General features: G+C 48.3%; 20 protein-coding genes and 1 riboswitch. Of the genes, 16 read left to right on the top strand and 4 right to left on the bottom strand.

Going from position 1 to position 17,122, the window contains the following annotated elements; all coding sequences use genetic code 11:
* Positions 1–10: 10 nt before the first annotated feature.
* From NSQ19_RS07875 to NSQ19_RS07860, 4 genes are all read left to right on the top strand, one after another.
* A complete protein-coding gene (locus NSQ19_RS07875) occupies positions 11–727 on the top strand; it encodes a response regulator transcription factor (RefSeq protein ID WP_019720476.1) in 717 nt (238 codons plus the stop codon).
* Complete coding sequence (locus NSQ19_RS07870) at positions 724–2,493, top strand: ATP-binding protein (RefSeq protein ID WP_013859540.1); 1,770 nt, start codon at positions 724–726, stop codon at positions 2,491–2,493. The genes NSQ19_RS07875 and NSQ19_RS07870 overlap by 4 nt, the downstream gene beginning before the upstream one ends.
* Before the next feature lie 109 nt (positions 2,494–2,602).
* Positions 2,603–3,319 carry a peptidoglycan DD-metalloendopeptidase family protein gene (locus tag NSQ19_RS07865; RefSeq protein WP_340702679.1) on the top strand — a complete coding sequence of 239 codons (717 nt, stop codon included), beginning with the start codon at positions 2,603–2,605 and terminating at the stop codon, positions 3,317–3,319.
* Between the two features lie 70 nt (positions 3,320–3,389).
* Positions 3,390–3,525: riboswitch (FMN riboswitch) on the top strand.
* A 147-nt stretch (positions 3,526–3,672) separates the two neighbouring features.
* Entirely contained in the window at positions 3,673–4,251 is a 579-nt protein-coding gene (locus NSQ19_RS07860) for an ECF transporter S component (RefSeq protein ID WP_035188057.1), read from the top strand.
* Between the two features lie 31 nt (positions 4,252–4,282).
* On the opposite strand, the gene NSQ19_RS07855 is transcribed toward NSQ19_RS07860, so the two are convergent.
* Positions 4,283–4,531, bottom strand: coding sequence for a ferredoxin (locus tag NSQ19_RS07855; protein ID WP_013859537.1), 249 nt, complete (start codon positions 4,529–4,531; stop codon positions 4,283–4,285).
* A gap of 265 nt (positions 4,532–4,796) precedes the next feature.
* Here NSQ19_RS07855 and NSQ19_RS07850 point away from each other — a divergent pair, with 265 nt between their 5' ends.
* The 5 genes from NSQ19_RS07850 to NSQ19_RS07830 all read left to right on the top strand — a co-directional run bounded on the left by NSQ19_RS07850 (position 4,797) and on the right by NSQ19_RS07830 (position 8,724).
* The gene (locus tag NSQ19_RS07850; protein WP_013859536.1) at positions 4,797–5,873 is read left to right on the top strand and encodes a helix-turn-helix domain-containing protein; all 1,077 of its coding nucleotides are present in this window, start codon (positions 4,797–4,799) and stop codon (positions 5,871–5,873) included.
* Positions 5,845–7,329 (top strand): RecQ family ATP-dependent DNA helicase, encoded by a 1,485-nt coding sequence (locus NSQ19_RS07845; RefSeq protein WP_207368214.1) that lies wholly within the window; start codon positions 5,845–5,847, stop codon positions 7,327–7,329. The genes NSQ19_RS07850 and NSQ19_RS07845 overlap by 29 nt, the downstream gene beginning before the upstream one ends.
* Positions 7,302–7,880 (top strand): CPBP family intramembrane glutamic endopeptidase, encoded by a 579-nt coding sequence (locus NSQ19_RS07840; protein ID WP_017553602.1) that lies wholly within the window; start codon positions 7,302–7,304, stop codon positions 7,878–7,880. The genes NSQ19_RS07845 and NSQ19_RS07840 overlap by 28 nt, the downstream gene beginning before the upstream one ends.
* A 24-nt stretch (positions 7,881–7,904) precedes the next feature.
* Entirely contained in the window at positions 7,905–8,144 is a 240-nt protein-coding gene (locus NSQ19_RS07835; RefSeq protein WP_340702678.1) for a hypothetical protein, read from the top strand.
* A 133-nt stretch (positions 8,145–8,277) separates the two neighbouring features.
* Positions 8,278–8,724 (top strand): YpbF family protein, encoded by a 447-nt coding sequence (locus tag NSQ19_RS07830; RefSeq protein WP_013859532.1) that lies wholly within the window; start codon positions 8,278–8,280, stop codon positions 8,722–8,724.
* 65 nt (positions 8,725–8,789) lie between these two features.
* On the opposite strand, the gene NSQ19_RS07825 is transcribed toward NSQ19_RS07830, so the two are convergent.
* The 3 genes from NSQ19_RS07825 to NSQ19_RS07815 are packed head-to-tail and all read right to left on the bottom strand — an operon-like array spanning position 8,790 to position 9,867.
* Positions 8,790–9,359 carry a manganese catalase family protein gene (locus NSQ19_RS07825; RefSeq protein WP_133536043.1) on the bottom strand — a complete coding sequence of 190 codons (570 nt, stop codon included), beginning with the start codon at positions 9,357–9,359 and terminating at the stop codon, positions 8,790–8,792.
* 23 nt (positions 9,360–9,382) lie between these two features.
* The gene (locus NSQ19_RS07820) at positions 9,383–9,643 is read right to left on the bottom strand and encodes a spore coat protein CotJB (RefSeq protein WP_017553600.1); all 261 of its coding nucleotides are present in this window, start codon (positions 9,641–9,643) and stop codon (positions 9,383–9,385) included.
* Positions 9,640–9,867 carry a spore coat associated protein CotJA gene (locus NSQ19_RS07815; RefSeq protein ID WP_019720962.1) on the bottom strand — a complete coding sequence of 76 codons (228 nt, stop codon included), beginning with the start codon at positions 9,865–9,867 and terminating at the stop codon, positions 9,640–9,642. The genes NSQ19_RS07820 and NSQ19_RS07815 overlap by 4 nt, the downstream gene beginning before the upstream one ends.
* 176 nt (positions 9,868–10,043) lie before the next feature.
* On the opposite strand from NSQ19_RS07815, the gene NSQ19_RS07810 reads away from it, so the two are divergent.
* From NSQ19_RS07810 to ypeB, 7 genes are all read left to right on the top strand, one after another.
* Complete coding sequence (locus NSQ19_RS07810) at positions 10,044–10,823, top strand: metallophosphoesterase (protein ID WP_019720961.1); 780 nt, start codon at positions 10,044–10,046, stop codon at positions 10,821–10,823.
* Positions 10,824–10,882: 59 nt separating this feature from the next.
* A complete protein-coding gene (locus NSQ19_RS07805) occupies positions 10,883–11,428 on the top strand; it encodes an adaptor protein MecA (protein WP_340702677.1) in 546 nt (181 codons plus the stop codon).
* Between the two features lie 97 nt (positions 11,429–11,525).
* The gene (locus tag NSQ19_RS07800; protein ID WP_035184678.1) at positions 11,526–12,803 is read left to right on the top strand and encodes a Glu/Leu/Phe/Val family dehydrogenase; all 1,278 of its coding nucleotides are present in this window, start codon (positions 11,526–11,528) and stop codon (positions 12,801–12,803) included.
* A gap of 155 nt (positions 12,804–12,958) precedes the next feature.
* Positions 12,959–13,942: a YpdA family putative bacillithiol disulfide reductase gene (locus tag NSQ19_RS07795; protein ID WP_029141306.1), complete on the top strand. Its 984-nt coding sequence runs from the start codon at positions 12,959–12,961 to the stop codon at positions 13,940–13,942.
* A gap of 106 nt (positions 13,943–14,048) precedes the next feature.
* Positions 14,049–14,729, top strand: coding sequence for a glutamic-type intramembrane protease PrsW (gene prsW, locus NSQ19_RS07790; RefSeq protein WP_340702676.1), 681 nt, complete (start codon positions 14,049–14,051; stop codon positions 14,727–14,729).
* A 111-nt stretch (positions 14,730–14,840) separates the two neighbouring features.
* Entirely contained in the window at positions 14,841–15,635 is a 795-nt protein-coding gene (sleB, locus tag NSQ19_RS07785; RefSeq protein WP_013859525.1) for a spore cortex-lytic enzyme, read from the top strand.
* A 15-nt stretch (positions 15,636–15,650) separates the two neighbouring features.
* The gene (gene ypeB, locus NSQ19_RS07780) at positions 15,651–17,000 is read left to right on the top strand and encodes a germination protein YpeB (RefSeq protein ID WP_340702675.1); all 1,350 of its coding nucleotides are present in this window, start codon (positions 15,651–15,653) and stop codon (positions 16,998–17,000) included.
* Positions 17,001–17,122 lie beyond the last annotated feature (122 nt).

The raw sequence follows: 17,122 nt of genomic DNA, 5'->3' as shown, positions 1-17,122 counted from the left end.
AGGAATAGCCATGGATGAGGATGTAAAAATTTTAGTGGTTGATGATGAAGAAAGGATCCGGCGCCTGTTACGAATGTATTTGGAAAGGGAAAATTACATGATTGATGAAGCGGAAGACGGCGATACCGCTTTGAAAATGGCGCTTGAAAAAGACTACAGCTGCATTTTGCTCGATATTATGATGCCGGGCAAAGACGGCATTGAAGTGTGCCAGGAATTGCACGAAAAGAAAATGACGCCCGTGATCATGCTGACGGCCAAAGGCGAAGAAGCCAACAGGGTGGAAGGATTTGAAGTCGGCGCGGATGATTATATTGTAAAACCGTTCAGCCCGCGCGAAGTGGTGCTGCGGGTGAAAGCCCTGCTCCGCCGGTCGCTGCAAACGGGTTTCTTAAGCGCGGATACGAAAGCAAAAGACATTGTCGTTTTCCCACATATTACCATCGACAATGATGCCCACCGCGTCACAGCGGACGGAAAAGAAGTCAATCTGACCCCGAAAGAGTATGAGCTGCTTTATTTTCTCGCTAAATCTCCGGATAAAGTGTTTGACCGCGAACAGCTTTTAAAAGAAGTATGGCATTATGAATTTTTCGGCGATCTCCGTACGGTGGATACGCATGTCAAACGCTTGCGGGAAAAATTGAATAAAGTGAGTGAAAACGCGGCTAAAATGATCGTTACCGTCTGGGGCGTCGGGTATAAATTTGAGGTTGCGCCGGAATGAGAATTTGGCGGACGGTTGTCGGGAAACTGTGGATGACCATTCTGCTGATGGTTGCCTGCGTCTTGCTCATCCTGACGGTACTGTTGCTCAAGTTTTTTGAAGAATACCATATCAATCAGATTGAGCAGGATTTGTCCAATACGGCGCAAAAAATCTCGAGAGTTATGGAGGAGCACCCAAGTGGAAAGATCGGGAAAGAAATTGCCCTCGGCGTTCTGGACCAAAACGAGAAAGTGATGATCGTTTACCGCAAAAATGATATCTTTTATCCGTCCGGTTCCAAATCATATAAAGGGATCCCGTACGCGTCGATTTTAAGGGATAAGCAGTTGTCCAAAGTGTTTAGCGAAAAGAAGAAAGTGATCAAAGAGTTAACCCCTTCCGGCGGGTCTTCCCGCAATAAGTACCATCATGTGATTGTGACGGCCGTCCCGCTTCATGTGAAGGGGGAAGAACCGGGCGCGGTATTTGTTTACCAGTCATTGGAAGTGCTCCAGGAAATGACGCGGCAAACGACAAAAATCATTTTGCTCGGTGCAGGCATTGCCATTATTTTAACGACCGGCTTTGCCTTCTTCCTTTCAAAAAGGATTGGCGGGCCGTTGCATAAAATGCGGGAAGCGGCTTTTGAAGTGGCAAAAGGGCGCTTTGACAAAAAGGTGCCGATTTTAACCCGTGATGAAATCGGGGAACTGGCGACCGCTTTTAATACGATGGGGCGACAGCTTAAATTTAATATGGACGCCTTAAAGCAGGAAAAAGAGCAGCTGCGGAATATTTTAAGCAGCATGGCCGACGGTGTTTTGACCTTTAACCGGGACGGCGCCATTTTAATCATGAACCCGCCGGCTGAGATGTTTCTTCAAAACTGGTATCATAACCAGGCTGCAAAAGACGCCCCGCTTCCTGAAGGGCTGTCCGCATTGCTTGCGAAAGTGGTCGAAACGGAGAAAGAACAGACGGATGAAATTGAAATCAACGGCCGGTACTATGTTATGATTGCAAGCCCGCTTTATAATTTGTCCCGGATCCGCGGCGTTGTCACCATTATCCGCGATATGACGGAAGAACGGAAGCTGGATAAGCTGCGCGATGATTTTATCGCAAACGTTTCGCACGAATTGCGGACGCCGGTTGCCATGTTGCAGGGATACAGCGAAGCGATCATTGATGATATTGCGGCAAGTGAAGAAGAAAAGAAAGAATTTGCCAAAATCATTTACGATGAAACGCTCAGGATCGGCCGGCTTGTCAATGAGCTGCTCGATCTGGCAAGAATGGAAGCAGGGCATTTTTCGTTCAGAATGGAGCCGGTCTCATTCAACAGTTTCATCGAAAGAGTGACACATAAATTTAACGGCATCGCGAAAGAAAAAGGAATCGGCCTCGTTTGCGAGACTTCGGACAGCGATCTCACCCTTGAAATCGATGCCGACAGGATTGAACAGGTGCTGACGAATTTAATTGATAACGCCCTCCGGCATACTTCCCCGAACGGTTACGTCAAAGTAAAAGAGGAAGAAGCACCCGGCGGCGTATATGTACACGTCGAAGACAACGGATCCGGTATTCCGGATGAGGATTTGCCGTTTGTATTTGAACGCTTTTACAAAGCGGATAAAGCAAGGACGCGCGGCAAATCGGGAACAGGGCTGGGCCTTGCGATTGCCAAAAACATTGTCGAAGGGCATGGTGGCCGGATCTTTGTCAAAAGCAAATTAGGGGAAGGGACCACCTTTTCATTTTTCCTTCCAAAAAAAGGCTGACCTTTGCGCCGGGTCTGCCTTTTTTTGTATATTTTCCCGTTTTTTTGCGCATCTTAGAAGATGGCTTTGCTTGAAACGGAATTGAAAAAACGAAAATGGGGTGGATCAATTGCCGGCATACATCAAAATATGCCTTTTCGTTTCATTGGCAGCTGCATGCCTGGGGGTTGCCTGTTCGGCAAATGGCGTGTCCGCGTCCGGGCCGGATATCCATGAAGCGACAAAAGACTGGATTTTTCCGGCGGCAGGGACGATCTCCGACACATTTAACACAAGATACGGCACACATAAAGGGCTTGATATTGCCGGAAGATACCGCGCAAAAATATTCAGCGCCCAAGAAGGTACCGTTACCCGTTCCTATTTGTCCGCATCCTACGGCCATGTTGTTTTTATCCGCCATCCGTCCGGTTATGAAACGGTTTACGCCCATCTTGCCGGAAGGGCAGTCAGAGCGGGGCAGCATGTTGAAAAAGGAAAGGTGGTCGGCTATATGGGTTCGACCGGCCATTCAACTGGTATCCATCTTCATTTTGAAGTGCATAACGGGCCATGGACGCCGGATAAGAAAAACGCCATTGACCCGTTTTTGATCTTCGGACCAGGCGCGCCGGGCCAGACGGTTTCCGCCAATGCCCATGATCCTTACGGGGTTTTTGATGCTTCCGCCGTCCCTCAGCCTGGAGCTTACACTGTGAAAAAAGGCGACACGCTCTGGAACATTGCCCTCCATTTTCATACGAGCGTGGGCAGGCTGAAAAGCTGGAACAAATTGCGGTCGGACCGGATTATGGCCGGCCAGGTGCTGAAAATAAAAAATGAATGAAAGTGGTGCGGAATGCTTCACAAAATGGCAGCCGGCATGTATAATAAGCTTGTAATCAAAATTTCATACGATTTATCTTCGGGGCTGGGTGAGATTCCCGACCGGCGGTGATAAGGCAGTTGCCTTTCAGTCCGCGAGCCGGATTTCCGGCAGGATTTGGTGCAATTCCAAAACCGACAGTATAGTCTGGATGGGAGAAGATAAAGGTTGCCAGTGTTTAATGACGTGTTAAACGCTTATTTGGACTCGCCTATTACAAAGCCCCCGACATTTTGTTAGGGGCTTTTCATTTTGGTCCGCGGCACCTTTCTTCCTTTGATGATAAATCGGTCACAAGGAGAGAGGAAGTTTAAATGAAGAAATGGGATGTAAAGCAATTCGTTGCGGTCGCGTTGCTCAGTGCTCTGGCTTTTATGCTGATGTTTATTAAATTTCCGGTTCCGCCTTTTCCATCGTTTTTAACAGTGGATTTCAGCGACATTCCGGTATTGGTGGCAGCCCTTCTTTACGGGCCAATGGCTTCTGTTGTAGCGGAACTGATCAAAAATATCCTGAATTATTTATCGCTCGGCAGTGAAGCAGGGGTACCGATCGGAAATGTGGCAAACTTTTTTGCAGGGATGCTGTTCGTCCTGCCGACATATCTCATTTACAAACGGATGCGGACAAAAAAGGGCATGACTGTAGGTCTAGTCACTGGCACGGTATCCATGTCGGTATGTATGAGCATTTTAAATTATTTCGTCATTTTACCGGCTTACCTGTACTTCATGAACTTTTCGGTCGGGAATGTAAAAGCGTATATTGTGGCGGGCGTGCTGCCTTTTAATCTTGTGAAAGGCCTCATCGTGACGGTTTTGTTTATGCTCATGTTTACAAAAATGAAAAATTGGATTGACAAAGCATCCGCCATTGGGGGAAAAAGAATATGAAAAAAAGCAGGCTCAAACGGCCTGCTTTTTTTCATTCGTATTTTAACGGATCGCCATCAAAAGGCTTGTCGGAAACTTTAATCGATTCTGTCGGGCATCCTTCAAAGGCATCCATCAGGTCATCTTCCAATATTTCCGGGACTTCCGCAATGCCTTTATTATCATCCAAAATGACGAAAGAGAGCCCTTCATCATCATAGTCGAAAATATCAGGAGCGCTGGCGGAACAAGCGCCGCAAGCGATGCATGTATCTTTGTCTACGATTGTAAACTTTGCCATTTTGATTCCTCCTCGCTGTTCAATCACGGCAGAAAAGAAAAACGGGCAGCCTCGTAATGCGCAAGGAGGCATGCCGATGTTTCTCCTTCATTTTAAAACTCTTTTTTTCTTATTTCAATAGCGGGCTCCGCGGAGTTCGTGAAACCTGTCGAATCAATGAAAAAATGGTAAACAAATCGCCGGTTTCCATGTTAAAATAGAACCAACCCCCGATTTTTCCTTGCACTTTCCCCTTTTTTCAGCTAAAGAACAGGAGAGGATTCAGATGCCTTTTTTACAGGCTGTATTGCTGGATTGCTTCAGCAACCTGAATGGAGAACGCACCCCTTATGCTGTTTTTCATCTATTAAACGGCAAAAAATCAGCACAGACGATCCAGGATTCCCATTTTTTCAAGATTGGCAGGCTCTTTCAAACGTTTCCATTTATTTCCCGTGAGGCTTTCACACGCGAAGTAGAGGCCCTTTTAAAGGCCGGGTTGCTGCAAAAAAGCGGCCCGGATGCCTGCGTGGTCACAGAAAAAGGTGCTGCCCTGCTTTTGGCAACCGGCAGGATGGAAGAACGGTTTCCTTACCTGGACGGCTTGAAATACCAGGATTCGGCAAATCTGTTTTGGAAAAGGCTGAACCTCATCACCCAGGCCGTATCCAACTTAGTGTATGGAAATAAAGTATATTATCCGGTTCAAAGGGACCCGGCTCTACAGGCTTGGGCAAAAAACTGGCTGAAACAGCATGCAAAAAGCCGGACTGCTTTAGCAGAGCATCTGTATCGTGAATTTTACAGCCTGTTTTCCGGCAGCCCGCCGGAAAAGCCTGAAATTTTTGTCCTCCGGTTGACGGGTGCGGGCCGGATCGGATATACAATCACGCAGGCTGCCTCCGCCCTGCACCTTGATCCTGTAGAGTACTGGTATCGATATTTGCATTTGCTTCATTTTATGGTCCGGCGCATCCTGGGAGATCCTGAAACATTCTGGTATTTATACCAAATGCTTCATGATGTGCAAAAGGCCCTGCCGCTGACCCGGTCTGCCTCGGTGACATTCGGCTTCTTGAAGCAAGGGAAAACGATTGCGGAAATCAGCACGCTGAGAGGGTTAAAGCAAAGCACAATTGAAGACCATCTGATTGAAATCGCGTTAACGGTCCCGGATTTTCCGCTGAACCGGTATGTGCCAAAGGATGAAGAACAAAAGATCATCCGGGCAGCCGCTGATTTAAATACGAAGAAATTAAAACCGATTAAAGAAAAAGTAGGGGATGTCCCGTATTTCCATATTCGCCTTGTACTGGCAGAAAGGATGGGCCGCAGTGGATCTTTTAAGCTTTTTGAAAAGTAAATTCGGCTTCAGCGCATTCCGGGCGGGGCAGGAAGAAGTCATCCGTTCACTGCTGGACGGCAAAGATACACTGGCGATGCTTGCGACCGGTACCGGAAAATCTTTATGCTACCAGTTGCCTGCCTATTTGCTGGACGGATCCTGCGTCATCGTTTCCCCGCTTTTATCGCTCATGCAGGACCAGACAGAGCAGATGAAAATGCGCGGCGAAAAAAGTGTGGTGGCGTTAAATTCATTTTTAACCGGTCCGGAGCGGGAAGCCGCCCTTGCACATCTGGGTGCTTTCAAATTTATCTTTGTTTCGCCGGAGATGCTGCACAACCGCCATGTCCTCGGAAAATTAAAACAAATCCGGACTGCGCTCTTTGCAGTCGATGAAGCGCATTGTATTTCCCAATGGGGCCATGATTTCAGGCCGGAATACTTAAACCTTGGCGAAATCCGGAAACAATTGGGCACACCGCTTACCCTTGCCCTGACCGCCACAGCAACAGAACAGGTGAGGGACGATATTTGCAAGTATCTCGGCTTAAAGGACCCAAACCGGTTTATTTATTCTGTCAACAGGCCCAATATCGCCATCAAAATAGACCGGATCCCTTCATACCGCGAAAAAGAGGAAAAACTAGTTGCCTATGCGAAAAACTTGCAGAAGCCCGGTATCATCTATTTTTCAAGCAAAAAGGCGGCTGAGGAAATGGCGGCGCGGTTAAGGCAGGAGGGGATTGCCGAAGCGGCCGCTTATCACAGCGGCATTGACCAGGAGCAAAGAATTTTGATCCAGCAGCAGTTTATTTACGGACAGATCGGGATCATTTGTGCGACAAGCGCGTTTGGCATGGGGGTGGACAAAGCAGATATCCGCTTTGTCATCCATTTTCACCTGCCGTTGCAGATGGAAGCCTATCTGCAGGAAATCGGCAGAGCCGGGCGGGACGGGTTGCCGAGCATTGCCGTCCTTTTGTATACGGAAGGGGATGAACGGCTCCCTCTCCAGCTAATCGAGGCTGAACTTCCGACTGACGCACAATTGGCCGCTTTCAGCAGATGGAAAGGGGATCTGAAGGAAGCCGGGGCGCTGCTCGGATGCACGGAACCGCAACTCCGGTTCCTAGCGCACCACAGAGCGCTTAACCTGCCGGAAGAAGCATGGATCCGGGAGGTTGCAGCCATCCGGGACGAGCGGATGGCGTACAAGCGAAGGAAGTTAAAGGAAATGGTGCAGATGGTCCGGTCTTCGTCATGCCGCCGCTCGGAAATTTTACGGTATTTCGGTGAACCGCCCGCTGCAGGCAATGAAGCGTGCTGTGACATTTGCGGCCTTGAAACAGCCTTATATGAAAGCAATCAAAAAAGCGGGGGCACCCTGGAAACCGTTCCTGCATGGGAATTGCTTTTGCAGGATCTATTCAGAAAAGGGGAACAGAAATGGCGCGAAGAAAACAGGCGGATTTGATCAAGGAACTCACAGACCGGGAACTTACTTTTCACTTAATTTTGACGCAGCTGATTCTCCTGTTTGCTGCCGCTTTGCTCGGATTTCTGTTATTTCCGGATGGCGAAGCATTTTTTCAGCACTTTCACTTGTCATTTGCGAAATGTACATATGGTTTATTAAACGGAGCCGCTGTCGTTGCGGCGGATACTTTGCTCATGAAATGGCTCCCGAAAGCGTATTATGATGACGGGGGCGTAAATGAGCGGATTTTTAAATCCCGTTCAATTTCGGACATTATTGCTTTAACGGCGCTGATCGCGGTGGCGGAAGAGCTCTTGTTCCGGGGCGTCATCCAGACGCATTTTGGATTGCCGGCAGCAAGCCTTATTTTTGCACTCATGCATATCCGGTATTTTGGCCACTGGTATTTGATTGCGAATGTGCTGCTTTTAAGTTTTTGGATTGGTGCCGTTTATGCGCTTTCTCATGAAAATCTTCCGGCAGTCATCATCATGCATTTTACAATCGATTGTTTACTGGGTATCCGCATCAAAAAACAGAGGATTTAGTCCGGATGTGGGGAAGGGGAAGCCATGTCAGACGAAAAATATATCATTGAAATGGAAAAACGGCGGCAAAAGCTTGAACCGGCCGGCAAAGCAAAGGAAAAAACGGAGAAACAAACGGCGGCGGCCGTTTCGCGGGCAGAAAAGCGGAAAAATACCGAAAAGGAATCCCGTTCCAGGTTGCCGCTTGTGAACCTGTTGGCTGTCATTTTTATTTTAGTGCCGATTGCCGTTTACATCTGTTATACTTTTTTGTTTTTCAGATAGACGCCCATGCCGCGATAAATGGCGCCGCAAGAAGGGAAAAATCTGCAGGCGCAAATTTTCAGGACAGGGCAAGCTGCCTGCTTGTCATGGATCAGCCTCCTGCAGCATATAGTAGAGTGAGGGAGGGATCAATATGGAGCCGTCCATCACCGGGCTAAAAGGGACAGATGCGGCGACAAAGCAGATGTTACAGGGTGTCGTCAAACGCAAAAAAAAATTTGACCGGCTTCGGATGCGGCATCTTGTTTTTCTTTGGACAAGCATGCTCTACACATGCGCATGGGCTTACTATGTTTACCGTTCTTTTGAAAATGCCGATTCCATGTTCTCCGTTTTCTCCGGCATTTCAGAAAGCCCGTTTCAGCTGTTTTTCTTGCTCTTGGCCGCCGCGTTTTGGGGCATGAGTAAAATCTTGTTTGACAAGCGGGAAAAGGCTGAAAAAGAATTCCATGCGCTCCGCTGTGAAATTATTGATAAAAGCAAGGATTTATGGAAAGGGGAAAGCTGGAAGGACCGCCACCTTGTATTCGAAATGATGCAAAAAGAGTTTGATATTAATTTATACCACGAGAACAAGTAGCCATTCACCGGAAACAGGCACGGGGACTCAAAGCCGCCGAAAAAAAGAAGATGCTCCGGCATCTTCTAAAAAACTTTTTTCCTGCCTCTTTCTTCCATTAAAATTTGCGCGGCTTCGCGGAACCGCTGCGAGTGGATAATCTCCCGCTCCCTTAAAAAGCGGAGCCCGTCATTTAGGTCGGGGTCGTCACTTAAATTGATGATCCATTGATACGTAGCCCGCGCTTTTTCTTCGGCGGCAATGTCTTCATAGATGTCGGCAATCGGGTCCCCTTTTGCCTGGATATAGGTGGCTGTCCATGGGGCCCCTGCGGCATTATGGTAATGCAGTGCCTTATCATGGTCCACATAATGCGCGTCAAGGCCGGCAGCAATCAATTGGTCCGGCGTGGCATCTTTTGTTAATTTTAAGACCATCGTCGCAATCATCTCAAGATGGGCCAGTTCTTCCGTACCGATATCATTTAAAAGCCCCATCACTTTATCCGGGATGGTGTAGCGCTGGTTCAAATACCGGAGCGCTGCCGCAAGCTCTCCGTCCGCTCCGCCGTATTGTTCGATTAAAAGTTTCGCAAGTCTCGGGTTACAGCTTGAGACCCGGACGGGATATTGCAATTTTTTCTCATAGATCCACATGAACGTTTTCCCCCTTTATTTGCTTATACCTGCCATGGCCACGGCGGCTCTTTCCACTGGAAAGGCGTTGGCGAATAGCTGTGCCCGAAGTTTGTCAGCGGCCCGAACTGTTTTTCAAATGCTCTTTTGACTTTTTTCCTGGCATGGACAAAAGTGTTATACTGTTCGATCGCTGCCTGATCATCGGGATGGGTATCCAAATAAAGGTTCAGCTCCACAATTGCAAAATCAAGGGCCTGCAGTTCTTCAAGCCTTGTATAATACTCTTTTGGCAGCTGCTTCAATCGGTTTCCTCCTTTGCCCGTTCATAAGGGCTGTAATACGGGTCATAAAGCGGCCTCCAAAGCGTCCCGCGCCTCAACGCTTCCTGCGGCGCAAATTGCGGAAGGTTCGGGGGCTGGAACCCTAAATACAAATTCGGCGGGGTGGAATACACTTTTTCAGTTATCGGCGGGCAGGGGTCAAACGGCCCGATAAAGGGATGATACGTTTTATAATGGCTTTTCATCTCAGTCCTCCTGACATTTAAAAGTCTTTTTCATTTTATGCGCGGTTCTCTCCCGCTATGTCAAAAACAATGCCGGAATGCTTTCTATCTGGCGTGATTAAGATATAATACGAATAGGGATTGCAGAAAATTTCGTTTGTGCCGGCAAGGACCCGGCGGAACAGGAGCTCTCGTGTATGTTTGCATTTTTATGGATTGCCTCTTTGCTTGGCATAGTCTTATTGATGTATATGCGCTATGAAGCATCGTTAAACCGGCTCGTCCGGCACCGGTTTTTGCTTGATGAATATCCGGCCGGAGAGGAGCCGTGCACTTTTTTCTTTATTTCCGATATCCACCGGCGCAAAATCGATCCCGGACTGGTGGAAGAGGCAACAGGGAAAGCACGGTTTGCAGTAATCGGGGGAGATTTGCTGGAAAAGGGGGTTCCGCTTTCCAGAACAGAAGAAAATTTGCGGTTGCTGAAAAGAATTGGCCCGGTATTTTTTGTGTGGGGAAATAATGATTATGAAGCGGACGGCGAAGCGCTCGCGGCCGTTTTTGCCAGAACCGGCGTCCGCACGCTGCGCAACGCGGCGGATTTTGTATGCGTAAACGGAAAAAAACGGATTGCGCTGATCGGCGTGGATGATTTGACGACGGAAAATGAAAATCTTGATGAAGCGCTTCAATCGGTGCAACCGGACGATCTCCGGATTTTAATCAGCCATAACCCGAAAATGATCCACCAGCTTCATGAATGGGACGATATCGATGTGATGCTGAGCGGCCATACGCACGGCGGGCAGATCCGCATTCTCGGTCTCAGCCGCTACAGGCGCGGCGGGGTGAGAAAAGCGCGCAATGTTATCCATCTCATAAGCAACGGTTACGGCACGACGCTTGTTCCGCTCAGGCTTTGCGCAAAACCGGAAGCCCATTTGATTACGATCGAAAGCAACAGGCGGCCATCATGAACCATCTTTCCCCTCCCGCATACGATAAGGTAAGATCCGTATGCAGGGGGCGGAAATCAATGAAGCTGGAACGGATTTCATCCAATAAAATTAAATACTCCATTACGTTTGAAGAGTTATCGGAACGCGGTATTATGGAAAACGATCTCGACTCGCCCATTTGGAATCATTTATTTGAAGAAATGCTGGAGTTGGCGGATCAGGCTTACCATGTCGGCGAAAGCGACATGCTGACCATTGAAATCTATTCCTTTAATGTCCAGGAATTGGTGTTTATTCTGACAGTAGGGGAAGCGGACGACGCGGATCCGGGCGAATGGGTGGACCCGGAAAACTTGGAACAGGAAGAAGCCTACTTTTTTCCATCGATTGAGGAAATGATTGCGCTTGCGGGCTTTTTAAACCAGATCGGCCGGATTTCCGCGTGCAGCCTTTATATATTCGAAGACCAGTATTATTTGCTGCAAAAACCTTGGACCCAAAATGCGCCGCTTATTCTTGAATACGGCGAGCGCGCGCAAATCTCCCCGTTTATGGTCCGGGAATACGGGATCGCGGTGTTTGAGCAAAATGCACTTGCGGAACTTCTGAAGCATTTCCCGTAACCGTCCGGCATGTTTTTTCAGGTTTTCATCTGCTGGGGAACGTTGTATACTAAATTTGATAGCAGATATTTCTTTCGTATCTAGGAGGTTTGCGATAATGGCAGCCGAAAAGGGCGCAGATCATCAAACAATGGAAGCAAGTCGAGATGTGCTGAAATCGACACAGACAATTATTCACGAAGCTCTTGAAAAGCTTGGATACCCTGAAGAAGTATACGAACTTTTAAAAGAGCCGGTCCGTATGTTAACGGTTAAAATTCCCGTCAGAATGGATGATGGTACGGTTAAGATTTTTACGGGGTACCGCGCGCAGCACAATGATGCTGTCGGCCCGACAAAAGGAGGCGTCCGGTTTCATCCGGATGTGACGGAAAATGAAGTGAAAGCCTTGTCTATATGGATGACGCTAAAATGCGGCATTGTGAATCTGCCGTATGGGGGAGGAAAAGGCGGCATCATCTGCGATCCGCGGAAAATGTCTTTCCGCGAGCTCGAGAATTTGAGCCGCGGCTATGTCCGGGCGATCAGCCAGATTGTCGGTCCGACGAAAGACATTCCGGCACCGGACGTGTTTACAAATTCGCAAATAATGGCCTGGATGATGGATGAATACAGCCGGATCGACGAATTTAATTCGCCGGGCTTTATCACAGGAAAACCGCTTGTGCTTGGCGGTTCGCACGGCCGCGAATCCGCTACGGCCAAAGGGGTAACCATCTGCATTCGCGAGGCGGCCAGAAAAAAAGGGATTGATTTAAAAGGCGCCAGGGTTGTCATTCAAGGGTTCGGCAATGCCGGAAGTTTCCTTGCAAAATTTATGCATGATGCGGGCGCAAAAGTGATTGGCATATCCGACGCATACGGCGCGCTGCATGATCCGGAAGGCCTTGATATTGACTATTTGCTCGACCGCCGCGACAGTTTCGGGACGGTTACAACCCTGTTTAAAAATACGATTACGAACAAGGAATTGCTTGAACTGGATTGCGATATTCTCGTTCCGGCCGCCATTGAAAACCAAATTACAGAAGAAAACGCCCATAATATCCGGGCGAAAATTGTGGTGGAAGCAGCAAACGGCCCGACAACGCTTGAAGCAACCGAAATTTTAACCAACCGCGGCATTCTGCTCGTTCCGGATGTGCTTGCATCTGCCGGGGGCGTCACGGTTTCGTATTTTGAATGGGTACAGAATAACCAGGGGTATTACTGGACGGAGGAAGAAGTGGAAGAAAAACTTGAAAAAGTGCTTGTCCAGTCGTTTAATACGGTCTACAATACTTCCCGCTCACGCCGGGTGAACATGCGGCTTGCCGCTTATATGATCGGTGTAAGAAGAGTGGCGGAAGCTTCGCGGTTCAGAGGCTGGATTTAGAGTTTCCGAAAGCCGGCTCCAGCCGGGCGGCAAACGGGGCTTTACAGGTTTTAGAAGAAGAAGGCTGAAATCTCCTGTCGTGTTACGGTGGGAGATTTTTAAATAAATGGATGAAAACGAAAAGGCAGATACGAAAAAAGGATGAGTGGACAAACATGCGAAAAGAAGATTGTATCATTATTGGCGGCGGCCCTTGCGGATTGGCTGCTGCAATCAGCCTGCAGGAAATCGGGAAACATCCGCTTATACTGGAAAAAGGAAATGTCGTCAATGCGATTTACCGTTATCCGACGCACCAGACTTTTTTCAGTTCAAGCGACCGGCTTGCAATCGGCGATGTGCCGTTTATTACCGAAAATTTAAAGCCGAAGCGCAATCAGGCGCTTACATACTACCGCGAAGTGGCGAAACTGAAGGCTCTTCGCATCCGCCGGTTTGAAGAAGCGCTCCGTGTCGAAAAGAAACGCGGAACCTTTATCGTTACGACGACAAAAGGCCAATATGAGACGCCTTATGTGGTCATCGCAACCGGCTATTACGACAATCCGAACAGGCTGGATGTCCCGGGGGAAGATTTAAACAAAGTGTACCATTATTTTAAAGAAGCCCATCCGTTTTTTGACACCGATGTTTGCGTGATCGGCGGAAAAAACTCGGCTGTGGACGCCGCCATTGAACTTCACAAGGCAGGCGCCCGCGTGACCGTGCTGTACCGCGGCGATCATTATTCCGAAAGCATTAAACCGTGGATATTGCCGGAATTTGATTCGCTTATCCGCCACGGGAAAGTGAAAATGGAATTTCAGGCGCACGTGAAAGAAATTAAAGAACAGAGCGTTGTATACGAAGCGGGCGGAGAAGTGAAAGAGATCCGGAATGATTTTGTATTTGCGATGGTCGGTTATCATCCGGATCATTCGTTTTTGCGGAAAATGGGAGTGGGCGTCGATCCGGAAACAGGTCGCCCACATTACAAAGAAGAGACAATGGAAACGAATGTTGAAGGAATTTTTATTGCGGGCGTGCTTGCTGCCGGAAACAATGCCAATGAGATTTTTATTGAAAACGGGCGTTTCCATGGCGGTGTGATTGCCGCTGAGATCAAAAAACGGGAGGCTCACTTGCAAAAAGGAAATTAAAGGTTTTTTCAGGGGGCAGTATTTCTTTTCCGGCTTTTTCATGTTACGATGAAAACAAATGACTTGGCACGGATCATTTGATTTTTGCAAAAAGCGAGGTTTCGATATGCTTGCCCTTTTGTCAGCCGGCATCGCCCCCGGACTTGCCCTGCTATGCTATTTTTATTTGCGGGACCAGTTTGAGCCAGAGCCAATACTTGTTGTTGCAAAAGCGTTTTTATACGGTGCGCTTGTCACGCTGCCAGTTATGTTTTTGCAGTTTATCCTCGAACGGGAGCATCTCTTTTCGGGCAGCATCTGGCATGCTTTCCTCCATTCCGCTTTGCCGGAGGAACTTTGCAAGTGGCTGTGTTTGGCCGCTATTGTGTTTTTTAACCGGGAATTTGATGAACCTTTTGACGGCATCGTTTACGGCGTCAGCGTCTCGCTCGGATTTGCCACGCTCGAAAATATTTTATCGCTTTTTTCGGGCGGCGTTGACCTGGCTTTCGGGCGTGCGCTTCTTCCTGTATCAAGCCATGCCATTTTCGGTGTCATGATGGGCTTTTATATGGGAAAATCCAGATTCTCCCCGCGCAAAAAATGCTGGTTCCTTTTTTCTTTTATGGTGCCGGTGATCCTGCACGGGTTTTACGACTGGATCATGCTCACCCAGCAAAAATGGCTGTATTTTATGGTGCCGTTTATGCTCGGGCTTTGGTGGCTCGGCCTGAAAAAAGCAAAGCAGGCGCACAGCCTTTCTGCCGAACATTTTGCGCAGGATGCGGCAGGAACACAACAATTATGATAATGGGCAAAACAACCGGATCAATCGCCGGTTGTTTTTTTATGTCTTGTATAAAATTGCCGCCTTCTCCAGAAACTACGGATAATGCTTAAAGTTTTTGGGGGGTGCGGTATGATTGAAAAAAATCGCTTAAAATACATGTTGCTGCTTTGTGCCGTATTGGCCTTGCTTTCTTTTGGCACAAGTGAGACGGCCCGGGCGTTTTCGAATCAGGTGATTCAAAAAGGAGCGGTCGGGGATGATGTGATTGAACTGCAGGCGAGGCTGCAGTACATCGGTTACTATAAAGGAACGATTGACGGGGTGTTTGGTTACAGCACTTACTGGGCTTTAAGAAATTTCCAGAAGGCATACGGAATGCCTGTTGACGGCCTCGCCGGCCCGGGCGTCAAAGCGAAACTCGTCAAAGCGTCAAAATACGATGCGGCATACGTAAAGTCCATGGTTGCAAGCGGGAAAAAATTTACGTATTACGGCGGCACAAAAAAGCAGGCACCGAAAACGGCAGCCAAAAAATCCGCCCAAACCGCAACCAATGTGCCAAACGGCTTTTCGCAAAACGATATCCGCCTTTTGTCGCAAGCGGTTTACGGGGAGGCGCGCGGCGAACCGTATGAAGGGCAGGTGGCCGTGGCGGCTGTGATCTTAAACCGTATTGACAGCCCGTCTTTTCCAAACACCATCTCTGGGGTGATTTTCGAACCGGGTGCGTTTACCTGTGTTTCTGACGGGCAAATCTGGCTTGCGCCGAATGATACGGCAAAAAAAGCCGTCCTCGATGCGATCAACGGCTGGGATCCGTCCGGCAATGCGCTGTATTATTTTAATCCGGCGACCGCAACAAGCAAGTGGATCTGGTCAAGGCCGCAAATCAAACGAATCGGCAAACATATTTTTTGCAAATAAGAGGGGGAAATGAATATGCTGAAACGGGCAATGATTGTTGTGCTTGCCCTCGGGCTTTGCGGGACTGCTGCCTGGGCATATAAAGAGCACCGTGAAAAAGAGGCGGTCTTGTTAAATGCAGAAAGCACGTATCAAAGGGCTTTTCATGACCTTGCATACAGAGTGGACCTTTTGCATGATGAAATTGGAAACACCCTCGCCATGAATTCGCGCAAGTCCCTTTCACCGGCACTGGCTGAAGTGTGGCGCCTGACATCGGAAGCGCATGCGGATGTCGGCCAGCTGCCGTTATCGCTTCTGCCTTTTCATAAAACGGAAGAATTTCTGACTGATATCGGGAATTTCAGCTACCGGACGGCGGTGCGCGATTTGGACAAAGAACCTTTATCCGATAAAGAGTATGCTTCACTGAAAAAACTGTACGGCCAGAGCGCGGATATCCAGGACCAGCTCCGGGGCGTGCAAAATAACGTTTTACAGCACAATCTCCGCTGGATGGACGTGGAACGCGCCCTTGCCCAAGGAAAAGAAACGAAGGATAACACGATCATCGACGGCTTTAAGACGGTCGAAAGGACGGTCAAAGGCTATGACAATGCTGATTTGAACAGCCCGTCTTTTACGAGTTTCCAAAACCGCGATGACCATTATGAGCACCTGGAAGGAAAAATGATCAGCAAAAACCAGGCGGTCGCCACTGTAAAACAATACGCCGGAGTCAAAACGGCCCGAAAGGCGGAAGCCAAGCCAAATCAAAAAGGCGCCCGTTTTTCTTTTTATACTGTCCGTTTAAAAGACAAAAACGGCCATGAAACAACCGCGGATGTTACGCGGAAAGGGGGATACCCGGTCTGGTTTTTCAACAAGCGCCCAGTGGGGAAGCAAAAAATCAGTTTAAACGGGGCCCAAAAGAAAGCGGCGGATTTTTTAAACCGGCATCATTTTGAGAAAATGGACATGTTTGAAAGCACGCAATATGACAATGTCGGTGTTTTTTCTTTCGCTGCGAAACAGGGGAATGTCCGCATTTATCCGGAAACGGTCAAATTAAAAGTGGCGCTTGACAACGGCCAGGTGATCGGGTTTGTGGCAGATGATTTTCTGAAAAGCCATCAAAAAAGGGATATTCCAAAGCCCGCCATCAGTGAAAAAGAAGCAAGAGCCCGTGTGAACCCGAAGCTTGACATTATGGAAAGCCGCCTTGCGATTATGACCGGCGACATGAACCGGGAAGTGCTTTGTTATGAATTTCTCGGCGTGTTGCATGATGAAACGTACCGGATCTATATCAACGCGGAAAACGGCAACGAAGAAAAAGTGGAAAAGCTGAAAAACACGGAAAGAGCATACGGCAAGTCCATATGAGCATTGCCCGGCATACAAGCCGGGCCTTTTGGCAAAAAATGAAATGAAACGCGAAAAAAGAATACAAAACTGCCCAGCCTGTGTCATAATAAGATTGGAATCTATAAAAGGGGTTTGGGAAG

It is taken from the genome of Weizmannia sp. FSL W8-1119 (assembly GCF_038008605.1).
Lineage (GTDB): Bacteria > Bacillota > Bacilli > Bacillales > Bacillaceae_C > Weizmannia > Weizmannia coagulans.
Note: the sequence above shows the minus strand (reverse complement) of the source record. Positions and strands in the feature narration are given on the sequence as shown.

What these genes read in the sequence shown, in the direction of transcription:
- NSQ19_RS07875 (WP_019720476.1), top strand. Translation starts at nt 11, where the DNA reads ATGGATGAGGATGTAAAAATTTTAGTGGTTGATGATGAAGAAAGGATC.
- NSQ19_RS07870 (WP_013859540.1), top strand. Translation starts at nt 724, where the DNA reads ATGAGAATTTGGCGGACGGTTGTCGGGAAACTGTGGATGACCATTCTG.
- NSQ19_RS07860 (WP_035188057.1), top strand. Translation starts at nt 3,673, where the DNA reads ATGAAGAAATGGGATGTAAAGCAATTCGTTGCGGTCGCGTTGCTCAGT.
- NSQ19_RS07855 (WP_013859537.1), bottom strand. Translation starts at nt 4,531, where the DNA reads ATGGCAAAGTTTACAATCGTAGACAAAGATACATGCATCGCTTGCGGC.
- NSQ19_RS07850 (WP_013859536.1), top strand. Translation starts at nt 4,797, where the DNA reads ATGCCTTTTTTACAGGCTGTATTGCTGGATTGCTTCAGCAACCTGAAT.
- NSQ19_RS07840 (WP_017553602.1), top strand. Translation starts at nt 7,302, where the DNA reads ATGGCGCGAAGAAAACAGGCGGATTTGATCAAGGAACTCACAGACCGG.
- NSQ19_RS07835 (WP_340702678.1), top strand. Translation starts at nt 7,905, where the DNA reads ATGTCAGACGAAAAATATATCATTGAAATGGAAAAACGGCGGCAAAAG.
- NSQ19_RS07830 (WP_013859532.1), top strand. Translation starts at nt 8,278, where the DNA reads ATGGAGCCGTCCATCACCGGGCTAAAAGGGACAGATGCGGCGACAAAG.
- NSQ19_RS07825 (WP_133536043.1), bottom strand. Translation starts at nt 9,359, where the DNA reads ATGTGGATCTATGAGAAAAAATTGCAATATCCCGTCCGGGTCTCAAGC.
- NSQ19_RS07815 (WP_019720962.1), bottom strand. Translation starts at nt 9,867, where the DNA reads ATGAAAAGCCATTATAAAACGTATCATCCCTTTATCGGGCCGTTTGAC.
- NSQ19_RS07810 (WP_019720961.1), top strand. Translation starts at nt 10,044, where the DNA reads ATGTTTGCATTTTTATGGATTGCCTCTTTGCTTGGCATAGTCTTATTG.
- NSQ19_RS07805 (WP_340702677.1), top strand. Translation starts at nt 10,883, where the DNA reads ATGAAGCTGGAACGGATTTCATCCAATAAAATTAAATACTCCATTACG.
- NSQ19_RS07800 (WP_035184678.1), top strand. Translation starts at nt 11,526, where the DNA reads ATGGCAGCCGAAAAGGGCGCAGATCATCAAACAATGGAAGCAAGTCGA.
- NSQ19_RS07795 (WP_029141306.1), top strand. Translation starts at nt 12,959, where the DNA reads ATGCGAAAAGAAGATTGTATCATTATTGGCGGCGGCCCTTGCGGATTG.
- prsW (WP_340702676.1), top strand. Translation starts at nt 14,049, where the DNA reads ATGCTTGCCCTTTTGTCAGCCGGCATCGCCCCCGGACTTGCCCTGCTA.
- sleB (WP_013859525.1), top strand. Translation starts at nt 14,841, where the DNA reads ATGATTGAAAAAAATCGCTTAAAATACATGTTGCTGCTTTGTGCCGTA.
- ypeB (WP_340702675.1), top strand. Translation starts at nt 15,651, where the DNA reads ATGCTGAAACGGGCAATGATTGTTGTGCTTGCCCTCGGGCTTTGCGGG.